The organism is Streptomyces sp. CC224B (genome assembly GCF_030010595.1).
Taxonomy (GTDB): Bacteria; Actinomycetota; Actinomycetes; order Streptomycetales; family Streptomycetaceae; genus Streptomyces; species Streptomyces longispororuber.
Window position 1 is genome coordinate 15,208 of sequence record NZ_JASCXL010000038.1, and the last position, 18,504, is coordinate 33,711.

Consider the following 18,504-nt stretch of genomic DNA (forward strand, 5'->3'; position numbering starts at 1 on the left):
GGCACCGCGAGCCCGCGCTCGGAGGGTCCGGCGGACCTGCGTCTGGTGCCACCGGCCCTGGCGGCCTGGGCGGCGGCCGCACTGGCCCTGGACGCTCCGCCCCGCTGGGTGGCGGGGGCGGTGGCGGCCTGCGTGACGGTCGCCGGTGTTCTCCTGGTGACGTGGACGGCACGGTCGCGGCGGCAGCCATGGACGCGCAGGATCCCTGGGCGACGGGGCGGTGCTGCCTGGGGACGGATCAGCGTGGCGGCGGCCCTGCTGTGCGCGGCGGCAGCGGCGACCTCCGCCGGCCTGCACGGAGCGGACGTGCACCGGGGACCGGTCCCGGCGCTGGCCCAGGAGTACGCCAAGGTGACGGCGGAGCTGGAGGTCACATCGGACCCACGGCGGACGAGACCACGCGTGACCGGGGACCGCCCGATACCACCGGCGGTGCTGGTGAACGCGGACGTGGTGCGGGTCACGAAGGCGGACGGCACAGTCACGAAGACGCGCACACCGGTGCTGGTCATCGTGCGGGATGTGGATGCGGACGCGGACGCGGCGCGGACGACCAGTGCCGCGGGCACCGGAACGGGCGGCACGCAGAAGGGGGACGAGGCGCAAAAGGGAGACGAGACGCAGGAAGGCGACGGTACGCAGGAAGACGACGGTACGCAGAGCGGCGACGGCACCCAGCATGGAGGCGGCCCCGGAAGCGCGAACGTCCCACACACGCGAGGGCGTACGGCGGGCAAGGAGCACATCCCGCCCTGGCTCCGCCTGTTGCCGTCCACGAGGGTGCGCGTACGGGCGGACCTGGTGCCGCCCATGCCGGACAGCGACCGGATCGCGGCGGTGCTGCGGGTGCGCGGGGACCGGGCGCCGCAGGTGATCGGGGAGCCGTCGACGGCGCAGCGGTTCGCGGGGGAGCTGCGTGGCGGGCTGAGAAAGGCCACGGAAGGGCTGTCCCCCGATGCCCGGGCGCTGGTGCCGGGGCTGGTGATCGGCGACACCTCCCGGGTGGTGCCGGAGCTGGAGCAGGCGTTCCGGGCGACCGACCTCACGCACCTTCTGGCCGTAAGTGGAGCCAATTTGACCATCGTGCTCGCGCTGCTGATCGGCCCGCCGGGTACGGCGCACCGGGCCGAGCGGCGCGGCCTCGCCCCGCGGCTGGGCATCCCGCTGCGGACGACGGCGGTGCTCGGGGGCGCGCTGACGCTCGGCTTCGTGATCGTGTGCAGGCCGGAGCCGAGCGTGGTGCGCGCGGCGGCCTGTGGCCTGGTGGTGCTGCTGGCCATCGCCACCGGCCGGCGCAGGTCGCTGATCCCGGCACTGGCCACGGTGGTCCTGGTGCTCGTGCTGTACGACCCCTGGCTGTCGCGGAGTTACGGTTTCCTGCTGTCCGTGCTCGCCACGGGGGCACTCCTGACACTGGCGCCGAGATGGAGCGCCGCGCTGCGACGCCGCGGTGTGCCGGGGCGGCTCGCGGAGGCGCTGGCGGCCGCGGCGGCGGCGCAGGCGGTATGCGCGCCGGTGGTGGCCGTGCTGGCGGCGCGGGTGAGCCTGGTGGCGGTGCCGTGCAATCTGCTGGCGGAGTTCGCGGTGGCACCCGCCACGGTGCTCGGGTTCGCGGCGCTCGCGCTGGCGCCGGTCGCGATGCCGGTGGCCAAGGCCTGTGCGTGGGGCGCCGGTTGGCCGGCCGAGTGGATCGCGAGCATCGCGCGGACGGGTGCGGCGCTGCCCGGGAGCGGCGTGGACTGGCCGGGCAGTTGGAGCGGGGCGCTGCTGCTCGCCGTGGTCACGGTGGTGGTCGTGCTGGTCGGGCGGCGGCTGATACGGCACCCGTGGTGGTGTGCGGCGTGCGCGCTGCTGCTGTGCGTCGTCATCGTGCAGCCTCCGCCGGTCACCCGGGTCATCGCGGGCTGGCCGCCGTCCGGATGGCGTCTGGTCATGTGTGACGTCGGTCAGGGGGACGCGCTCGTGCTGGCTGCCGGGTCCGGGGCCGGGGTGGTCGTGGACGCGGGGCCGGACCCGTTGCTCGTCGACCGCTGCCTGCGGTCGCTCGGGGTGACGAGGGTGCCGTTGGTGCTGCTCACGCACTTTCACGCGGACCATGTGGCGGGGCTGCCCGGGGTGTTGAGGGGCCGTTCGGTGGGGGTGGTCCAGACGACGGGGCTGGGGGAGCCGCCGGGGCAGGTGGCGTTCGTGCGGGCGCAGGCGGCCGCGCACGGCGTGCCGCTGACGCGGGCCGTGGCCGGGGAGCGGCGACGTACGGGCGCGCTCGACTGGCAGGTGCTGTGGCCCCCGCCGGAACCGGCGCCAGACCCCGAGGGCCCGAACGACGCCAGTGTCACGCTGCTGGTTCGCGTCGAAGGCCTCACCCTGCTGCTGCTCGGTGACCTCGAACCGCCCGCTCAGCGGGACCTGTTGCGCACCCCGGCGGGGGCCGCGCTCGGCCGGGTGGACGTGCTGAAGGTCGCTCACCACGGTTCGGCGTACCAGGACCCGGCGCTGCTCCGGCGGGCGGGGCCGCGCCTGGCACTGATCTCCTGCGGGGCGGACAACAGCTACGGGCACCCGTCACCGCGCACGGTCGGCGCGTTGCGCGCGGTGGGGGCGACGGTGCTGCGGACGGACACGGACGGTGCGATCGCGGTGGTCGGCGGGCGGCACGGCGAACGGCCGGGCGAGGGGCCCGGCGGGGCGGCCAGGGGCGGCCTCGGCGGGGAAGAGCAGGCGGAGTTGGGGGTGGTCACGCGGAGGGCATGGGGACGACCGCGGCGGGCTCGTGCGCCAGGGCCGGAGCGGGGGCCGGGTGCCGGGCGCGGGCCTCGGTTTCGATCGGCATGCGGGGGTCGACCAGGCCGCACACCATCATCGTGGCGGCCGGGCGGACCTCGCCGAAGACCTCGCTGAGCCAGCAGGTCCGGGGGCTGAGGGAGGAGGCCGGGCACGCGCTGTTCGGGCGGGAACCGGGGCGGCCCGTCGCGCCCCGGTGGGCCGGGAGCTGTTGCCCGCCGCGCGGCGGGTGCTGGCCGGGCTCGCGGCCGGGCTGGCCGCCGCGCGGGCCGTCGGCAGCGGCCGGGCCGGGTGCCTGCGGATCGGCTGCGCGGTGTCGCTCGCGTGGACCGTGCTGCCCGGGCTGCTGCGCGGCTTCGGCGGATGCGTCTCAAGGGGGTCGCGTTCCGGCGGGTCGCGATCGGTGGCGTCCGCACCCGCGTCGCCGTCGGCCGGTGCGACGGCGACCGTGACCGGAACCCCCTGATCGTGAACCTCCTGGTCGTGAACCTCCTGGCCACGGTCGGCGGAGGAGGGGCGAGGCCTGCCTGAGGGGCGGTCGTGGGGGAGATCGATTCGGGGCACTCGGGGCTGTACCGGCAGTTGTCCTGTTTATGCAATGTTCTTGTTGAAGTAGTCCCGTTTGCATCGAATGCCGCAACGGTGATCGAATGTCTCTTCGTTAGACGTGTTGTCAAGGCCCGCGGGGGTGTGTCGCAGTGTTCGGCCGTTGGCTGGGAGACCGTACGAGCCGGGGAAGGCGGTCCGGACCGCTGTCGGTGGTGTCGGTTCCGCCCTCCGCGGGAGCGCTGAGCTGCCGGGTCCTCGACCCCGTGAACGAGCCGGTGCGGCATGCGGAGCTGTCCGTCACCGACACCATGGGGCGCAAGGTCGTCAGCGGCGGGACGGACCCGTTCGGCTCGTTCGTCACGGCCGTGCCCGCGGGGGAGTACCGGCTCGCGGTGTCGGCGGAGGGCTTCACGCCGTACCGGGCGAACGTCACCGTCGGTGAGGGCGCGCACGCCTCGATGGGGGACGTGACGCTCCAGGTGGCGCAGTTGCCGACGCTGCCGGAGGCGGGCGACTGGGAGATCGACCCGATGCATTCCTCGATCGGGTTCACGGCGCGGCACATCGGGCTCGCGCGCATCCACGGCCGTTTCAACACCTTCGCGGGGGCGATCCGGCTCGCCGACCGGATGGAGCAGTCCGCGATGCACGTCGTGATCGACGCCGCGTCCATCGACACGGCCGTCAAGATGCGCGACGACCACCTGCGGTCGGGTGACTTCCTGGACGTGGCGCGGTTCCCGACGATGGAGTTCTACAGCGACAAGTTCGTGCACAAGGGCAGCAACCGCTGGGCCGTCACCGGCGCGCTGTCGCTGCACGGCGTGACGCGGACGGTCACGCTCGACACGGAGTACCTGGGCGTCGGGCACGGCATCGAGGGCGAGACCCGCGCGGCCTGCCGGGCCACGACCGAGCTGCACCGCGACGACTTCACGATCACCTGGCAGACGATGCTCGCCCGCGGCATCGCCGCCGTCGGCGCCAGCATCACCATCGAGCTGGACATCCAGATCGTGCCGAAGAGCGCCACGGCCGCCGCGGCCGCGTAGCCGTCAGGGGGCCTCCAACCAGCCCTCATACTCCGCCGCCAGGTCGTCGAGCGCCGCCGGGTCCAGGCGCCGCTCCGGGTCCTCGACGACGACCAGCCACTGCGCGTCCTCGGCGTCGTCCTCGCCCGCCAGCGCGTCCCGTACGAGCTGGGGCTCCTCGGGCACCGCGAAGCGGTCGGGCAGCTCTTCGGCGACTTCCTCCGCAGCGTCGCGGTCGGGCAGTACCAGGACATGTCGTACGTCGGTCACCTGGACATTCTCCCCCACGCCTCGCTCGCGCGGTCGGGGCGGTCCGGTCGGCGCCGCCGGCTGTCAGTGGCGCGTGGGATGCTTGACCGCGATGGCCAGGAAGAACGCAACCGACAATCCGCTCGCCCCCGTCACGCTCGCCGTGGGGCAGGAGGACCTGCTGCTCGACCGCGCCGTGCAGGAGGTCGTCGCCGCCGCCCGCGCCGCGGACGCCGACACCGATGTACGCGACCTCGCCCCCGACCAGCTCGGCCCCGGCACGCTCGCCGAGCTGACCAGCCCGTCGCTGTTCGCCGAGCGCAAGGTCGTGGTCGTGCGCAACGCGCAGGACCTGTCGGCGGACACGGTCAAGGACGTCAAGGCGTACTTCGGCGCGCCCGTCGAGGAGATCACCCTCGTGCTGCTGCACGCGGGCGGCGCCAAGGGCAAGGGCCTGCTCGACGCGGCCCGCAAGGCCGGGGCGCGGGAGGTCGCCTGCCCCAAGATGACCAAGCCCGCGGACCGGCTCTCCTTCGTACGGGGGGAGTTCCGGGTGCTGGGGCGCGCGGCCACGCCGGAGGCCTGCCAGGCCCTGGTCGACGCGATCGGCAGCGACCTGCGGGAGCTGGCCTCGGCCGTGACGCAGCTCGTCGCGGACGTCGAGGGGACCATCGACGAGGCGGTCGTCGGGCGGTACTACACCGGGCGGGCCGAGGCCTCCAGCTTCACCGTGGCCGACCGGGCCGTGGAGGGGCGGGCCGCCGAGGCCCTGGAGGCGCTGCGGTGGTCGCTCGCCACCGGGGTGGCGCCCGTGATGATCACGAGCGCGCTGGCGCAGGGGGTGCGGGCGATCGGGAAGCTGTCGTCCGCCCGGGGCGGGCGGCCCGCGGACCTCGCGCGTGAGCTGGGGATGCCGCCGTGGAAGATCGACCGTGTGCGGCAGCAGATGCGGGGGTGGACTCCGGACGGGGTCGCGCTCGCGCTGCGGGCCTGTGCGGAGGCTGACGCCGGGGTCAAGGGGGGCGGGGACGATCCCGAGTACGCGTTGGAGAAGGCGGTTGTCGCTGTGGCTCGGGCGGCGCGGGTTCGCCGTAGCTGACCTTTCCTGGCCGCTCGGCCTCGGGCAGGGCTACGCGCCCTGGCCACGCTGCCCCGCCGACCGCCCTGGCCCCGTCCTGGCCTGCCGGCCGCGCCCTGCCGGGTTGTCCTGACCGTGCTGGCTGCCCTGGCCCGGCCACGCCGGTTGACCTGGCCGTTCTGATGTCCTGCCGGGTTGCCCTGGGGTAGGCGCCGCCGCCCCCTGGTCGCGGGCCGTTCGCGTTCCGTCGCCCGTCGCCCGTCGGCCGTCGTCCTTCCATGGCCCCTCTACGGGTGAGTTCGGCACCGCCGGGCTACTTCGTCGTGGTTGCTCGCCGTCGCGGCGGGGTTTTTCTTCCCCAAGCCCGCCCCTTCCCGAAACTGGGGGCTCCGCCCCCAGCCCCCCGCCCCGGTCGCCCGCGTCGAAGCCCCAGCCCCGGCCTCGCCCCGGCCGCAGGCAGCTCCCGCAGGGTGGGGCGGGTGGACTCAGGCCCCGGCGGCGCCCCAGCCACCACCCCCACCACGCCGAAAACCCCGCCCCCCGCCCCGGAAAAGGGCGAGGAACGGGGTTCCGGTCACGCTGGGTGTGAGCTCGTACCCGCGTGGCGAACGCAGGCCGCGTACGAGCTCGGGGGCCGGTCGGGAGCGGATGAGAGAGGGCCCGCTCTGGTCCTTCCGGCGGTTACATCACGAGTCAGCCCTGGAGGGACGCGACCTTCGAAGCAAGCGCCGACTTCTTGTTGGCGGCCTGGTTCTTGTGGATGACGCCCTTGGAGACGGCCTTGTCCAGCTTGCGCGTGGACTCGCGCAGCGCGGCGGCGGCCTTCTCGACGTCACCCGCGGCAATGGCCTCGCGGGTCTTGCGGATCGACGTCTTCAGCGAGGACTTGACCGCCTTGTTGCGCAGCCGAGCCTTCTCGTTGGTCTTGTTCCGCTTGATCTGGGACTTGATGTTCGCCACGAAAGAGCCTTCTCAGGTTCAGGTACCGCTGGTTTCTCTGACATGCGCCTCGCGCTGAGAGGGCTACGAGACACAGCCGCCCACGATACCAGTCGCCGTCCTGGCGGCCCAAACCGATGTGCGCGGCCCGACCGTGGGACGATGGAGGCTACGTATCGATCCGACCCGAGGCATAAGGCGCCTCAAGAGACAGGACCCTGCGTGCCCGCGACCCCTAAGAATGTGCCCGAGCCGAGCCGCACCGACCCGGCTCTGATCCGCAATTTCTGCATCATCGCGCACATCGACCACGGCAAGTCCACGCTCGCCGACCGCATGCTCCAGCTGACCGGCGTGGTCGAGCAGCGCCAGATGCGCGCCCAGTACCTCGACCGCATGGACATCGAGCGTGAGCGCGGCATCACGATCAAGTCCCAGGCGGTGCGTCTGCCCTGGGCCCCCAGTGAGGGGCCGGACCAGGGCAGGACCCACATCCTCAACATGATCGACACCCCGGGCCACGTGGACTTCACGTACGAGGTCTCGCGGTCGCTCGCCGCGTGTGAGGGGACGGTCCTGCTCGTCGACGCCGCCCAGGGCATCGAGGCGCAGACCCTCGCCAACCTGTACCTGGCGATGGAGAACGACCTCAAGATCGTCCCGGTGCTCAACAAGATCGACCTGCCGGCCGCCCAGCCGGAGAAGTTCTCCGAGGAGCTCGCGAACCTCATCGGCTGCGACCCCGACGACGTCCTGAAGGTCTCCGCGAAGACCGGCCTGGGCGTCGAGGCGCTGCTCGACCGGGTCGTGGCCGAGGTCCCGGCGCCCGTCGGCGTCGCCGACGCCCCCGCCCGCGCGATGATCTTCGACTCGGTCTACGACTCATACCGCGGCGTGGTGACGTACGTCCGTGTCGTTGACGGCCAGCTCAACAAGCGTGAGCGGATCCGGATGATGTCGACCGGCGCGACGCACGAGCTGCTTGAGATCGGGACGAACTCGCCCGAGATGCTCGCCGCCGACGGCCTCGGCGTCGGCGAGGTCGGTTATCTGATCACCGGTGTGAAGGACGTCCGCCAGTCCAAGGTGGGTGACACGATCACCTCACTCAGCAAGGGCGCCACGGAGGCGCTCGGCGGCTACAAGGACCCGAAGCCGATGGTCTTCTCCGGCCTGTATCCGCTGGACGGCTCGGACTACCCGGAGCTGCGCGACGCCCTGGACAAGCTCCAGCTCAACGACGCCGCGCTGGTGTACGAGCCGGAGACCTCCGCCGCGCTCGGCTTCGGCTTCCGCGTGGGCTTCCTCGGCCTGCTGCACCTGGACGTGATCCGCGAGCGCCTGGAGCGCGAGTTCGGCCTCGACCTCATCGCCACCGCGCCGAACGTGGTCTACCGCGTCGTCATGGAGGACGGCACGGAGCACACGGTCACCAACCCGAGCGAGTTCCCCGAGGGGAAGATCGACGAGGTGCACGAGCCGGTGGTCCGGGCGACCATCCTCGCGCCCTCCGAGTTCATCGGCTCGATCATGGAGCTGTGCCAGAACCGGCGCGGCACGCTGCTCGGCATGGACTACCTCTCCGAGGACCGCGTCGAGATCCGCTACACGCTGCCGCTCGCGGAGATCGTCTTCGACTTCTTCGACCAGCTCAAGTCCAAGACCCGCGGCTACGCCTCGCTGGACTACGAGCCCACCGGCGAGCAGAGCAGCTCCCTGGTCAAGGTCGACATCCTGCTGCACGGCGACAAGGTCGACGCGTTCTCCGCGATCACGCACAAGGACCAGGCGTACGCGTACGGCGTGCGGCTCGTCGCCAAGCTGAGGGAGCTGATCCCGCGGCAGGCGTTCGAGGTGCCGGTGCAGGCGGCCATCGGCTCGCGGGTCATCGCCCGCGAGACCATCCGCGCCATCCGCAAGGACGTCCTCGCCAAGTGCTACGGCGGTGACATCTCGCGGAAGCGCAAGCTGCTGGAGAAGCAGAAGGAAGGCAAGAAGCGGATGAAGATGGTCGGCTCCGTGGAGGTCCCGCAGGAGGCCTTCATCGCGGTGCTCTCCAGCGACGAGAGCGCCAAGAAGAAGTAGCGGCGCCGTTCCAAGGGGTGCAGCCGTCCCGCGGGGTGCAGCCGTCCCACCGGCCTCGCGGCCCCGGCCGGTGCCCCTACGCTCAGCGAAAAGCGCTCTAAGCGCTCGTCCGCTCCGCGAAAAGCGCTCGTCCGTCGCCCGGACGGGCGCTTTTCGCGTGCCCGGACGGGCACCGCCGAGCCGCCCGCGCCGTCCCGCGCCGTCCCCAAAGACGGCTCAGAACCGCCGTGGCCAGGCGTTTCCGGCCCGTACGTGTCGGTGCTTCCCGCGGCCGGGGGAGTGCCGGGCCGGCCCGCGCTCCTCGTGGCCGCGGCCGCCGCCCGTGGCCCCTGCCGCGGAAAGTGACAGGCAGCAGCCCCTTACGCCGTGGACGCCTGGGCTCTACCCTGATCACTGCTCGGAGGTTACTCGCAAGTTAAACAACGTGCCTCGAGTGGCATCGGAGCAGAGCAGCCACACGCAGCCAGCCAGTAGGACGCACCGTAGCGGGCCCCGGAGGATGTCGTGAGCGACACACAGACCTTGATCGAGAACCGACCGCCTTCGGTGGCGCACCTCCTGCTGGAGCGCGTCGCGGCCACACCGGACGCCGAGGCGTACCGCTACCCCGTCCCCGCGGCCTCCGGCGAGGGCCCGGACGACTGGAAGTCGCTGAGCTGGGCGGAGGCCGCCGAGCGGGTCCACGCCGTCGCGGCCGGCCTGATCGACCTGGGGCTGCTGCCCGAGGACCGGGTCGCCCTCGCCTCCTCCACGCGGATCGAGTGGATCCTCGCCGACCTCGGCATCATGTGCGCGGGCGCCGCCACGACGACGGTCTACCCGCAGACCAACGCCGAGGAGTCCGCGTTCATCCTCGCCGACTCGGGCAGCCGGGTCCTGGTCGCCGAGAACGCCGAGCAGCTCGCCAAGGCGCGCGCGCAGCGGGAGAAGCTGCCCGAGCTGAGGCACGTCGTCGTCCTCGACGCCGAGGGCGCCGGGCCCGCCGACGACGACCCCGAGGGCTGGGTGCTCACGCTCGCCGAGCTGGAGGCGCGCGGCGCCGCCCACCTGGAGAAGAACCCGGACGCGGTCGAGCAGCGCATCAAGGCCATCCGGGCCGACCACCTCGCGACGATCATCTACACGTCGGGGACGACGGGCCGCCCCAAGGGGGTGCGCCTGCCGCACGACAACTGGTCGTACATGGCCAAGGCCATCGCGGCGACCGGGCTGCTCTCGGCCGACGACGTGCAGTACCTGTGGCTGCCGCTCGCGCACGTCTTCGGCAAGGTGCTCACCAGCGGCCAGATCGAGCTCGGCCACGTCACCGCCGTCGACGGCCGCGTGGACAAGATCATCGAGAATCTGCCGGTCGTGCAGCCCACGTACATGGCGGCCGTGCCGCGCATCTTCGAGAAGGTCTACAACGGCGCCGCGGCCAAGGCCCGGGCCGGCGGCAGCACCAAGTACAAGATCTTCCTGTGGGCGGCGGAGGTCGCCCGCGAGTACGCCAGGACCAGCCAGGACAACTTCCGCAGGACCGGCGTGGCCTCGGTGCCGTTCGGGCTCGGGGCCAAGCACAAGGTCGCCGACAGGCTCGTGTACGCGAAGCTGCGCGAGGCGTTCGGCGGGCGGCTGCGGGCGGCGGTGTCCGGCTCGGTGGCGCTCGCGCCGGACATCGGCTTCTTCTTCGCGGGCGCGGGCATCCACGTCCTGGAGGGCTACGGGCTCACCGAGACCTCCGCGGCCTCCTTCGTCAACCCCGGTGAGGCCTACCGCACCGGCACCGTCGGCAAGCCGCTGCCCGGCACCGAGGTGCGGATCGCGGACGACGGGGAGATCCTGCTGCGCGGCCCCGGCATCATGGAGGGCTACCACGGCCTGCCGGACAAGACCGCCGAGGTCCTGGAGCCCGACGGCTGGTTCCACACCGGGGACATCGGCGAGCTGTCCGCCGACGGCTATCTGCGGATCACCGACCGCAAGAAGGACCTGTTCAAGACCTCCGGCGGCAAGTACGTGGCGCCGACGGAGATCGAGGGCCGGTTCAAGGGCGTGTGCCCGTACGTCTCCAACGTCCTGGTGCTCGGCGCGGACCGGAACTTCTGCTCCGCCCTCATCGCCCTGGACGAGGCGGCCGTCATGGGCTGGGCGAAGGAGAACGGCCTGGACGGCAAGAGCTACGCCGAGGTCGTCGCCGACCCCGCCACCGTCGCCCTCGTCGACGGGTACGTGCAGCAGCTCAACGAGGGCCTCCAGCGCTGGCAGACCGTCAAGAAGTTCAAGCTGCTCCCGCGCGACCTCGACGTCGAGCACGGTGAGCTGACGCCCAGCCTCAAGCTGAAGCGCCCGGTCGTGGAGCGGGAGTTCAAGGGCCTGATCGAGGAGATGTACGCGGGCACGCGCGAGGCCTGAGTCACGCGCGGGGCGCGCACGCCCGCGCCCGGAACCCGGCGGACGCGCGCCACCGGGCCCCGGGCGCGACGCCCGGACGCGACGCCCGCGCGGGCCCCGGCGGGCGGGGTGGTCACGCGCCCCGTCCGCGCCGCATCTCCACGAGCAGTTCCTCCAGGTGCGTGAGCTGCCGCCGCAGGTCCGCCACGTCCGCGAGGGTGTTGTCCGCGAGGCGTCCCTCGATCGCGGACAGGCGCTGGGACAGCTCGTCGAAGTGCTCCTGCTCGCGCACCAGCATGTGTTCGAGCTGCTGGTTCTTGCGGTGCAGCTCCAGGAAGACGGTGACCTTCGCGCGCAGCACCCACGGGTCGAAGGGCTTGGTGAGGTAGTCGGCGGCGCCGGTGGCGTAGCCCCGGAAGGCGTAGCCCGCGTCGTTGTCCGTGCCCGTCAGGAAGATGATCGGGACGTCCTTCGTCTGGTCCAGGCGCTTGATGTTGGACGCGGTCTCGAAGCCGTCCATGCCCGGCATGCGGACGTCGAGGAGGATCACGGCGAACCGCTGCCGCAGCAGCGCCTTCATCGCCTCCTCGCCGGAACGGGCGCGGACCAGCGGTTCGTTGAGGGATCCCAGGACGGCCTCCAGGGCGACCAGGTTGTCCTCCATGTCGTCCACGAGGAGGATGCTGGCGCGCTCACTGACGGTGGCCTGTGTACTCATGGTGACGATGCCTCATTCGGTCGTCGGTGGAGCCGCGGTCTCGCCATGAGTGCCGCGCGGCTCCGCTTCGGTGGGTTCCGTGGGCCCCACGGGTCCCGTGTCGCCCGTGTCGCCCGTGTCGCCGGTGTCGACAGACTGCCCGGGCCCGACGGTCTCCGTGGGGGCGGACGCGTCCCGTACCGCCGGTTCGCCCTCCGGGTCCAGGAGGGCACAGACGACGGTGAGCAACTGGTCCACATCCACCGGTTTCGGTACGTAGTCGGTGGCTCCCTGCGAGATGGCCTTCTCGCGGTCGCCCGGCATGGCCTTGGCGGTCAGGGCCACGATCGGCAGCCCCGCCCAGCGAGGGGAGCGGCGGATGGCGGCGATGGTCTCATAACCGTCCATCTCCGGCATCATGATGTCCATCAGGATCAGGTCGGTGTCGGCGTTGCGCTCCAGCGTCTCGATGCCCTCGCGGCCGTTCTCCGCGTACAGGACGATCAGGCCGACGCGGCTCAGGACGTGGGTGAGCGCGAAGACGTTGCGGATGTCGTCGTCGACGATGAGGACGCGGCGGCCCGGCAGGATCCGGCCCGCGCGCCCGGCCTTCCACGCCTCGAGCTTGGTCGGCGCGGGCCAGTTGTCCTCCGGCTCGGACAGCGCCTGGGCCGACAGGGCCGTCTGGCTCTGCGGCCCGGGCGCCGGGAGCGCGCGCGAGGTCGCGTACGCCACGGCCGCCGCGCCGTGCCCGGGGTGCACCACCGGCACGTACAGCGTGAAGACGGAGCCCTCGCCGGGGCGGGACTGGGCGGTGATGCGGCCGCCGAGCAGGCCCGCGATCTCGCGGCTGATGGACAGGCCGAGGCCGGTGCCGCCGTACTTGCGGTTGGTGGTGCCGTCGACCTGCTGGAACGCCTCGAAGATCACGGGGAGCTGCTCGGGCGGGATGCCGATGCCGGTGTCCTTGACGGTGAAGCTGATCAGGTCGCCGCGGTCGCTGAGCATCGGGTCGGTGGACTGCTTGACGTGCTGGACGCTCAGCTCGACGCGGCCGTTGGCGGTGAACTTCACCGCGTTCGACAGCAGGTTGCGCAGGATCTGCTGGAGCCGCTGCTCGTCGGAGAACATCTCGCGCGGCACGTCCTGGCCGACCGTCACGTCGAAGGCGAGGCCGCGGTCGAGGGTGAGCGGGCGGAACGTGGCGTGCACGTAGTCCAGGACCTTGATCAGCGGCAGCTTCTTCGGGCGGACGTCCATGCGGCCCGCCTCGATCTTCGACAGGTCGAGGATGTCGTTGATCAGCTGGAGCAGGTCGGAGCCGGACCGGTGGATGGTGGTGGCGAACTGCACCTCCTGGTCGGAGAGGTTGCCGTCGGGGTTGTCGGAGAGCAGCCGGGCGAGGATCAGCAGCGAGTTCAGCGGGGTGCGCAGCTCGTGCGACATGTTCGCGAGGAACTCCGACTTGTACTGCGAGGAGGTGGCGAGCAGCGCCGCCTTCTCCTCCAGCTCGGCGTTGGAGCGGCGCAGCTCCGCCTGCTGGCGCTGGAGCTCGTCGGAGCGCTCCTGGAGCTGGGTGGCGAGCCGCTGGGACTCGCTGAGCAGGGACTCCGTACGGGAGTTGGCGATGATCGTGTTGATGGCGACGCCGATGGTGTTGACGAACTGGTCGAAGAACGCCAGGTGGACGTCGGAGAAGCGGGAGAACGTGGCCAGCTCGATCACGCCGAGCAGCTTGTCCTCGAAGAGGATCGGGATGATGACGACGCTCGCCGGGGACGCGTCGCCGAGCCCCGAGTGGATCTTGATGTAGTCGGGCGGCACCTCGTCGAGGAGGATGCGCTTCTTCTCCAGGGCCGCCTGGCGCACCAGGCCGTGCGCGGGCATGCCGCCGGTGTCGACGAGGAAGCCCTCCTCCTCGGTGCCGGAGCCCTGCGCCGAGCCGTACCCGGCGATGAAGGCGAGGCCCTTGGCGGGGGAAGTCTGCAGCGGGGCGGTGCCGTCGGCGTCCGGGTTGGCCAGGAAGAACGCGCCGTACTGGGCGTTCACCAGCGGTGTCAGCTCCCGCAGGATCAGGTCGGCGACCTCCATCAGGTCCCGGTGGCCCTGCATCAGGCCCGCGAGCCGGGCCAGGTTGGACTCCAGCCAGTCCTTGGCGCGGGTGGTCTCGCGCAGGTTGGACACCATCAGGTTGATGTTGTCCTTCAGCTCGGCGACCTCGCCGCGGGTCTCGACGGTGATGGACCGGGACATGTCGCCCTGCGCCACGGCGGAGGCGACCTCGGCGATGGCGCGGACCTGGGTGGTCAGGTTCAGCGCCAGTTCGTTCACGTTCGTGGTGAGGCGCTTCCAGGTGCCGTACACGCCCTCGACGCGGGCCTGGCCGCCGAGCTGCCCCTCGGAGCCGACCTCGCGGGCCACGCGGGTGACCTCCGAGGAGAACGAGGACAGCGTGTCCACCATGGTGTTGATGGTGGTCTTCAGCTCCAGGATCTCGCCGCGCGCGTCCACGTCGATCTTCTTGCTCAGGTCGCCCTGCGCCACCGCCGTCGCGACCTGGGCGATGTTGCGGACCTGCCCGGTGAGGTTGTCCGCCATGTAGTTGACGTTGTCGGTGAGGTCCTTCCACACGCCGGACACGCCGAGGACCTGGGCGCGCCCGCCGAGGCGGCCGTCGGTGCCGACCTCGCGGGCCACGCGGGTGACCTCGTCGGCGAAGGCGCGGAGCTGCTCCACCATCGTGTTGACGGTGTCCTTGAGCTCCAGGATCTCGCCGCGCGCCGTCACGGTGATCATCTTGGACAGGTCGCCGTTGGCGACGGCGGTGGTCACCTGGGCGATGTTGCGCACCTGGGAGGTGAGGTTCGACGCCATGAAGTTGACGTTGTCCGTCAGCTCCTTCCAGACGCCGGACACGCCGCGCACCTGCGCCTGGCCGCCGAGGTTGCCCTCGGTGCCGACCTCGCGGGCGACGCGGGTGACCTCGTCGGCGAAGGCGGAGAGCTGGTCGACCATCGTGTTGATCGTCGACTTCAGCTCAAGGATCTCGCCCTTCGCCTCGACGGTGATCTTCTTCGACAGGTCTCCCTGGGCGACGGCCGTCGACACGAGCGCGATGTTGCGCACCTGCGAGGTGAGGTTGTCCGCCATGAAGTTGACGTTGTCGGTGAGGTCCTTCCACACGCCGCTGACGCCGCGTACGTGGGCCCGGCCGCCGAGGTTGCCCTCGGTGCCGACCTCGCGGGCGACGCGGGTGACCTCGTCGGCGAAGGCGGAGAGCTGGTCGACCATCGTGTTGACGGTGTCCTTGAGCTCCAGGATCTCGCCGCGCGCGTCCACGGTGATCTTCTGGCTCAGGTCGCCGTTGGCGACGGCGGTGGTCACCTGGGCGATGTTGCGCACCTGGGAGGTGAGGTTCGACGCCATGAAGTTGACGTTGTCCGTGAGGTCCTTCCACACCCCGGACACCCCGCGCGCCTGGGCCCGCCCGCCGAGCCGGCCCTCCGTACCCACCTCGCGGGCCACCCGCGTGACCTCGGCGGCGAACGCGGACAACTGCTCGACCATGGTGTTCACGGTGAGCTTCAGCTCGAGCAGCTCACCGGTGGCCTCGACGGTGACCGTGCGGGTCAGGTCGCCCTGCGCCACGGCCGTCGTGACCAGGGCGATGTCGCGGACCTGCGCGGTCAGGCGCGAGGCCATCGTGTTCACCGCCTCCGTCACGTCCCGCCAGCTCCCCGACAGGCCCCGGACCTTGGCCCGGCCGCCCAGCCGGCCCTCGGTGCCGACCTCCCGGGCCACCCGCGTGACCTCGCCGGTGAACAGGGAGAGCTGGTCGACCATGGTGTTCACGGCGCGGCCGAGGCGCCGCAGGTCCCCCCGCAGCTCCCGGGACCCGTCGTGCAGGTCGACGCGCTGGGTGAGGTCGCCGCCCGCCACCGCGTTCAGCACCCGGGTGGCGTTCGTGGCGGGCGCGACCAGGGAGTCCAGGAGCGAGTTCACCTCGATGACCCGGGTCGCCCAGCTCCCCTGGCCCGGGCTCGCCGTGAACCGCTCGTCGAGCCGCCCGTGGCGCACCATCTCGCGGCGCACGCGGTGGAGTTCGGAGTCGAAGTGGGTGGAGCGGTCGACGAGCTCGTTGAAGACGCCGATGAGCTCGGCCGTCAGGCCCGAGCCGATCAGCGGTGCCTTCACGAAGTTCCCGTCCCGCGCGGCCCGCATGGCCGCGAGCAGCGTCCGCAGGTCGGCCGATTCGGCCGAGTCGGTGCCGTCGCCCCGGCCTGCCGCCTCGCCCGCCCGGCCGCCGGGAGCCGGGCCGGACCCGCCCGGCGTACGCGGACCGGGGGCCGGGAGCGCCGCGGACGCCGGGAGTGCCGCGGACGCCGGAGGCGGCGGCGACGCGGCGCCGAGGGCGGCGGGCTGGGACGGAATCCGGCCACGCCGCGACCTGGACGCGCCCGGGGCGTCGGCGGAGGGAGGGTGCGGAAGGGGGCCGGGGGCTTTCGCGGAGGCGGGCGCCGAGGTCCGGGCGGAATCCCCTGTTTCGGCCGATGCCGGAATCTGACCGTGTCCGGCCCCGGGCGTAGCACTGTTCTCACTCATGATGGCCCACTTCGGTGACTCGGCGCTTATGGGCCCAGTCAGTCTGTCACTCTGTCCGTGTCGCCTGAGGCGTATTCGTCCGAACTGCTCAGGAGCCGCACCGTGGGGGCCATTCCGATGCAACGGGAGACCGCGTTCCGCGCCTCCGCCGAGCCCGGGGGGCGCCCCGGGCAGTCGCCGGTGGTCCGCACCTCCCTGCCCGGAAACCCGCTTGCGCCCTCCGCCGCGCGTCGGTTCATGCGCGCGGCGCTCGCCGACTGGGCGGAGCTCGCGGCGCCCGCCGCCGCCGGGATCGGCGACCGGCTCGCCAACGACGCGGTCCTTGTGGTCAGCGAACTGGTGACGAACGCGGTGGTCCACGCGGGCACGTCCGTGGAGATCCTGTGCCGCCTTGACGGGGCGGCGGCGACCGAGGACGCCGTCGACGTCGTGGTCATCGAGGTCTCCGACCACCACCCCGCCCGCGCCGTCCGCAGCACGCCGCGCGCCCCGAAGCCCGACATCCCCGAGTACGGCCGCGGCCTGCACCTCGTCGCCACGCTCGCCGAGTCCTGGGGCATCACGTACCGCTCGGGCACCAAGACGGTCTGGGCGCGGCTGCCCGTGGACGGCGAGCAGATCCTCGCCGGCCTGCCCGAGGCCGAGCCGCACACCGGCGACCGGGCGGTCCAGCGCAGCCTGCGCGCCGCGGAGATCCTCGCCCCGCTCCCCAAGCGCGCCCCGCACGACGCGGAGTGGGTCAACCGGGGTGCGCTGACGTTCCTCGCCGAGGCCTCGGACCTGCTCGCCGGGCAGTTCGACGAGAACCTGGTCGCCGCCCTCGCCGGGCAGCTCCTCGTGCCGCGGCTCGCCGACTGGTGCGCGGTCTGGCTCGACGACGAGGCGGAGTCCGCCGGGCGCCTGGCGGGCGACCGCGCGCCGGGCACGCGCCTCGCGCGCGTGTGGCACACCAGCGAGCAGCGGATAGAGGAGCTGCGCCAGCTCCTGGAGAAGGAGCCGCCGCGCCTCGCCGACCCGGCGGGCCCCGGCGCGGTCCCGGTGCCCTGGCCCGGCGAGGCCGTCGCCGGCACGACCGGCGGCGCGGCCGTCGCCTACCGCCTGCTGGCGGGCGGCCGGCAGCTCGGCACGCTGGTGATAGGGCGGGCCGGGCTCGCCCGCTTCGCCGACGAGGTCACCGGCCTCGTCGAGGACTTCTGCCGCCGCGTCGCCCTCGCCATCGGCGCCGCCCGCCGCTACCAGCGCCAGGCCACCATCAGCCGCGTCCTCCAGCGCGGCCTGCTGCCGAGCGCCGTCGCGGAGATCCCCGGCGTGCAGAGCGGCATCGTGTACGAGCCGCGTGAGCAGGGCGGCCCGGGCGGCGACTTCTACGACGTGTTCCAGGCGGGGCGCGGCCGCTGGTGCTTCGCCCTCGGCGACGTCCAGGGCAAGGGCCCCGAGGCAGCCGTCGTCATCGGCCTCGCCCGGCCCTGGCTGCGGCTGCTCGCCCGCGAGGGCTACGAGGTCGCCGAGGTCCTCGACCGCCTGAACCAGCTCCTCCTCGACGACGCCACCGAGGCCGCGGACGCGGCGGCGGCCGTCATGGCCGTCGCGGGCGGCCAGGGCGTGCCGCCCGAGGGGACCACCGCGCGCTTCCTGTCCCTCCTGTACGGCGAGCTCGTCCCCCACGAGGACGGGGTGCACTGCACCGTGGCGAGCGCCGGGCACCCGCTGCCGCTGCTCCTGGACACCGCGGGGCAGGTGCGGGCCGCGGCCGAGCCGCAGATGCTCCTCGGCGTCGTCGACGACGAGACGTACGTCAGCCAGACCTTCGACCTGCGCCCCGGCGACACGCTGCTGTGCGTCACGGACGGCGTGACCGAGCGCCGCGCGGGCGGGCGCCTCTTCGACGACGGCGACGGCCTCGCCGCGGCCCTCGCGGGGTGCGCGGGCCTGGACGCCGCCCTGGTGGCGGAGCGCGTCCGCCGCCTCGTCCACGAGTTCTCCAGCCGGCCGCCCGACGACGACCTGGCCGTGCTGGTCCTCCAGGCGCGCTGAGCGGTCCCCCAGGCTCCCGGGCCCTCAGGCTCCCGGGCCCTCAGGCCCCCGGCCCCCCAGGCCCGCAGGCCCGCTGCCGGACGCGC

At 72.5% G+C, this 18,504-nt stretch carries 11 protein-coding genes; 7 read left to right on the top strand and 4 right to left on the bottom strand.

Translation table 11 applies throughout. The annotated features are described in order from the left end of the window. The first annotated feature begins 306 nt into the window (after positions 1–306). From QK440_RS17160 to QK440_RS17170, 3 genes are all read left to right on the top strand, one after another. The gene (locus tag QK440_RS17160; RefSeq protein ID WP_282793975.1) at positions 307–2,898 is read left to right on the top strand and encodes a ComEC/Rec2 family competence protein; all 2,592 of its coding nucleotides are present in this window, start codon (positions 307–309) and stop codon (positions 2,896–2,898) included. Between the two features lie 246 nt (positions 2,899–3,144). Further along, the gene (locus QK440_RS17165; protein ID WP_282793976.1) at positions 3,145–3,312 is read left to right on the top strand and encodes a hypothetical protein; all 168 of its coding nucleotides are present in this window, start codon (positions 3,145–3,147) and stop codon (positions 3,310–3,312) included. Between the two features lie 167 nt (positions 3,313–3,479). After that, positions 3,480–4,382 carry a YceI family protein gene (locus QK440_RS17170; RefSeq protein ID WP_282793977.1) on the top strand — a complete coding sequence of 301 codons (903 nt, stop codon included), beginning with the start codon at positions 3,480–3,482 and terminating at the stop codon, positions 4,380–4,382. Between the two features lie 3 nt (positions 4,383–4,385). Here the strand turns inward: QK440_RS17170 and QK440_RS17175 are convergent, their stop codons facing one another. Then, positions 4,386–4,631: a hypothetical protein gene (locus QK440_RS17175; RefSeq protein WP_282793978.1), complete on the bottom strand. Its 246-nt coding sequence runs from the start codon at positions 4,629–4,631 to the stop codon at positions 4,386–4,388. Between the two features lie 91 nt (positions 4,632–4,722). Between QK440_RS17175 and holA the strand changes: the two genes are divergently transcribed. Further along, complete coding sequence (gene holA, locus QK440_RS17180) at positions 4,723–5,709, top strand: DNA polymerase III subunit delta (protein ID WP_282793979.1); 987 nt, start codon at positions 4,723–4,725, stop codon at positions 5,707–5,709. A gap of 672 nt (positions 5,710–6,381) precedes the next feature. On the opposite strand, the gene rpsT is transcribed toward holA, so the two are convergent. Continuing rightward, positions 6,382–6,648 carry a 30S ribosomal protein S20 gene (gene rpsT / locus QK440_RS17185; RefSeq protein WP_282793980.1) on the bottom strand — a complete coding sequence of 89 codons (267 nt, stop codon included), beginning with the start codon at positions 6,646–6,648 and terminating at the stop codon, positions 6,382–6,384. A 201-nt stretch (positions 6,649–6,849) separates the two neighbouring features. On the opposite strand from rpsT, the gene lepA reads away from it, so the two are divergent. Both lepA and QK440_RS17195 read left to right on the top strand, forming a co-directional pair. Beyond that, complete coding sequence (gene lepA / locus QK440_RS17190) at positions 6,850–8,712, top strand: translation elongation factor 4 (RefSeq protein WP_282793981.1); 1,863 nt, start codon at positions 6,850–6,852, stop codon at positions 8,710–8,712. 504 nt (positions 8,713–9,216) lie between these two features. Continuing rightward, on the top strand, positions 9,217–11,106 hold the full coding sequence (locus QK440_RS17195) for a long-chain fatty acid--CoA ligase (RefSeq protein ID WP_282793982.1): 1,890 nt from the start codon (positions 9,217–9,219) through the stop codon (positions 11,104–11,106). 112 nt (positions 11,107–11,218) lie between these two features. Here QK440_RS17195 and QK440_RS17200 read toward each other — a convergent pair whose 3' ends face one another. Together QK440_RS17200 and QK440_RS17205 are read right to left on the bottom strand one after the other, a co-directional pair. Continuing rightward, positions 11,219–11,803: a response regulator gene (locus tag QK440_RS17200; protein ID WP_282793983.1), complete on the bottom strand. Its 585-nt coding sequence runs from the start codon at positions 11,801–11,803 to the stop codon at positions 11,219–11,221. A 12-nt stretch (positions 11,804–11,815) separates the two neighbouring features. Then, positions 11,816–16,003: a HAMP domain-containing protein gene (locus tag QK440_RS17205; protein WP_282793984.1), complete on the bottom strand. Its 4,188-nt coding sequence runs from the start codon at positions 16,001–16,003 to the stop codon at positions 11,816–11,818. 483 nt (positions 16,004–16,486) lie between these two features. On the opposite strand from QK440_RS17205, the gene QK440_RS17210 reads away from it, so the two are divergent. Beyond that, positions 16,487–18,418 carry an ATP-binding SpoIIE family protein phosphatase gene (locus tag QK440_RS17210; RefSeq protein WP_282793985.1) on the top strand — a complete coding sequence of 644 codons (1,932 nt, stop codon included), beginning with the start codon at positions 16,487–16,489 and terminating at the stop codon, positions 18,416–18,418. The last annotated feature ends 86 nt before the right edge of the window (positions 18,419–18,504 follow it).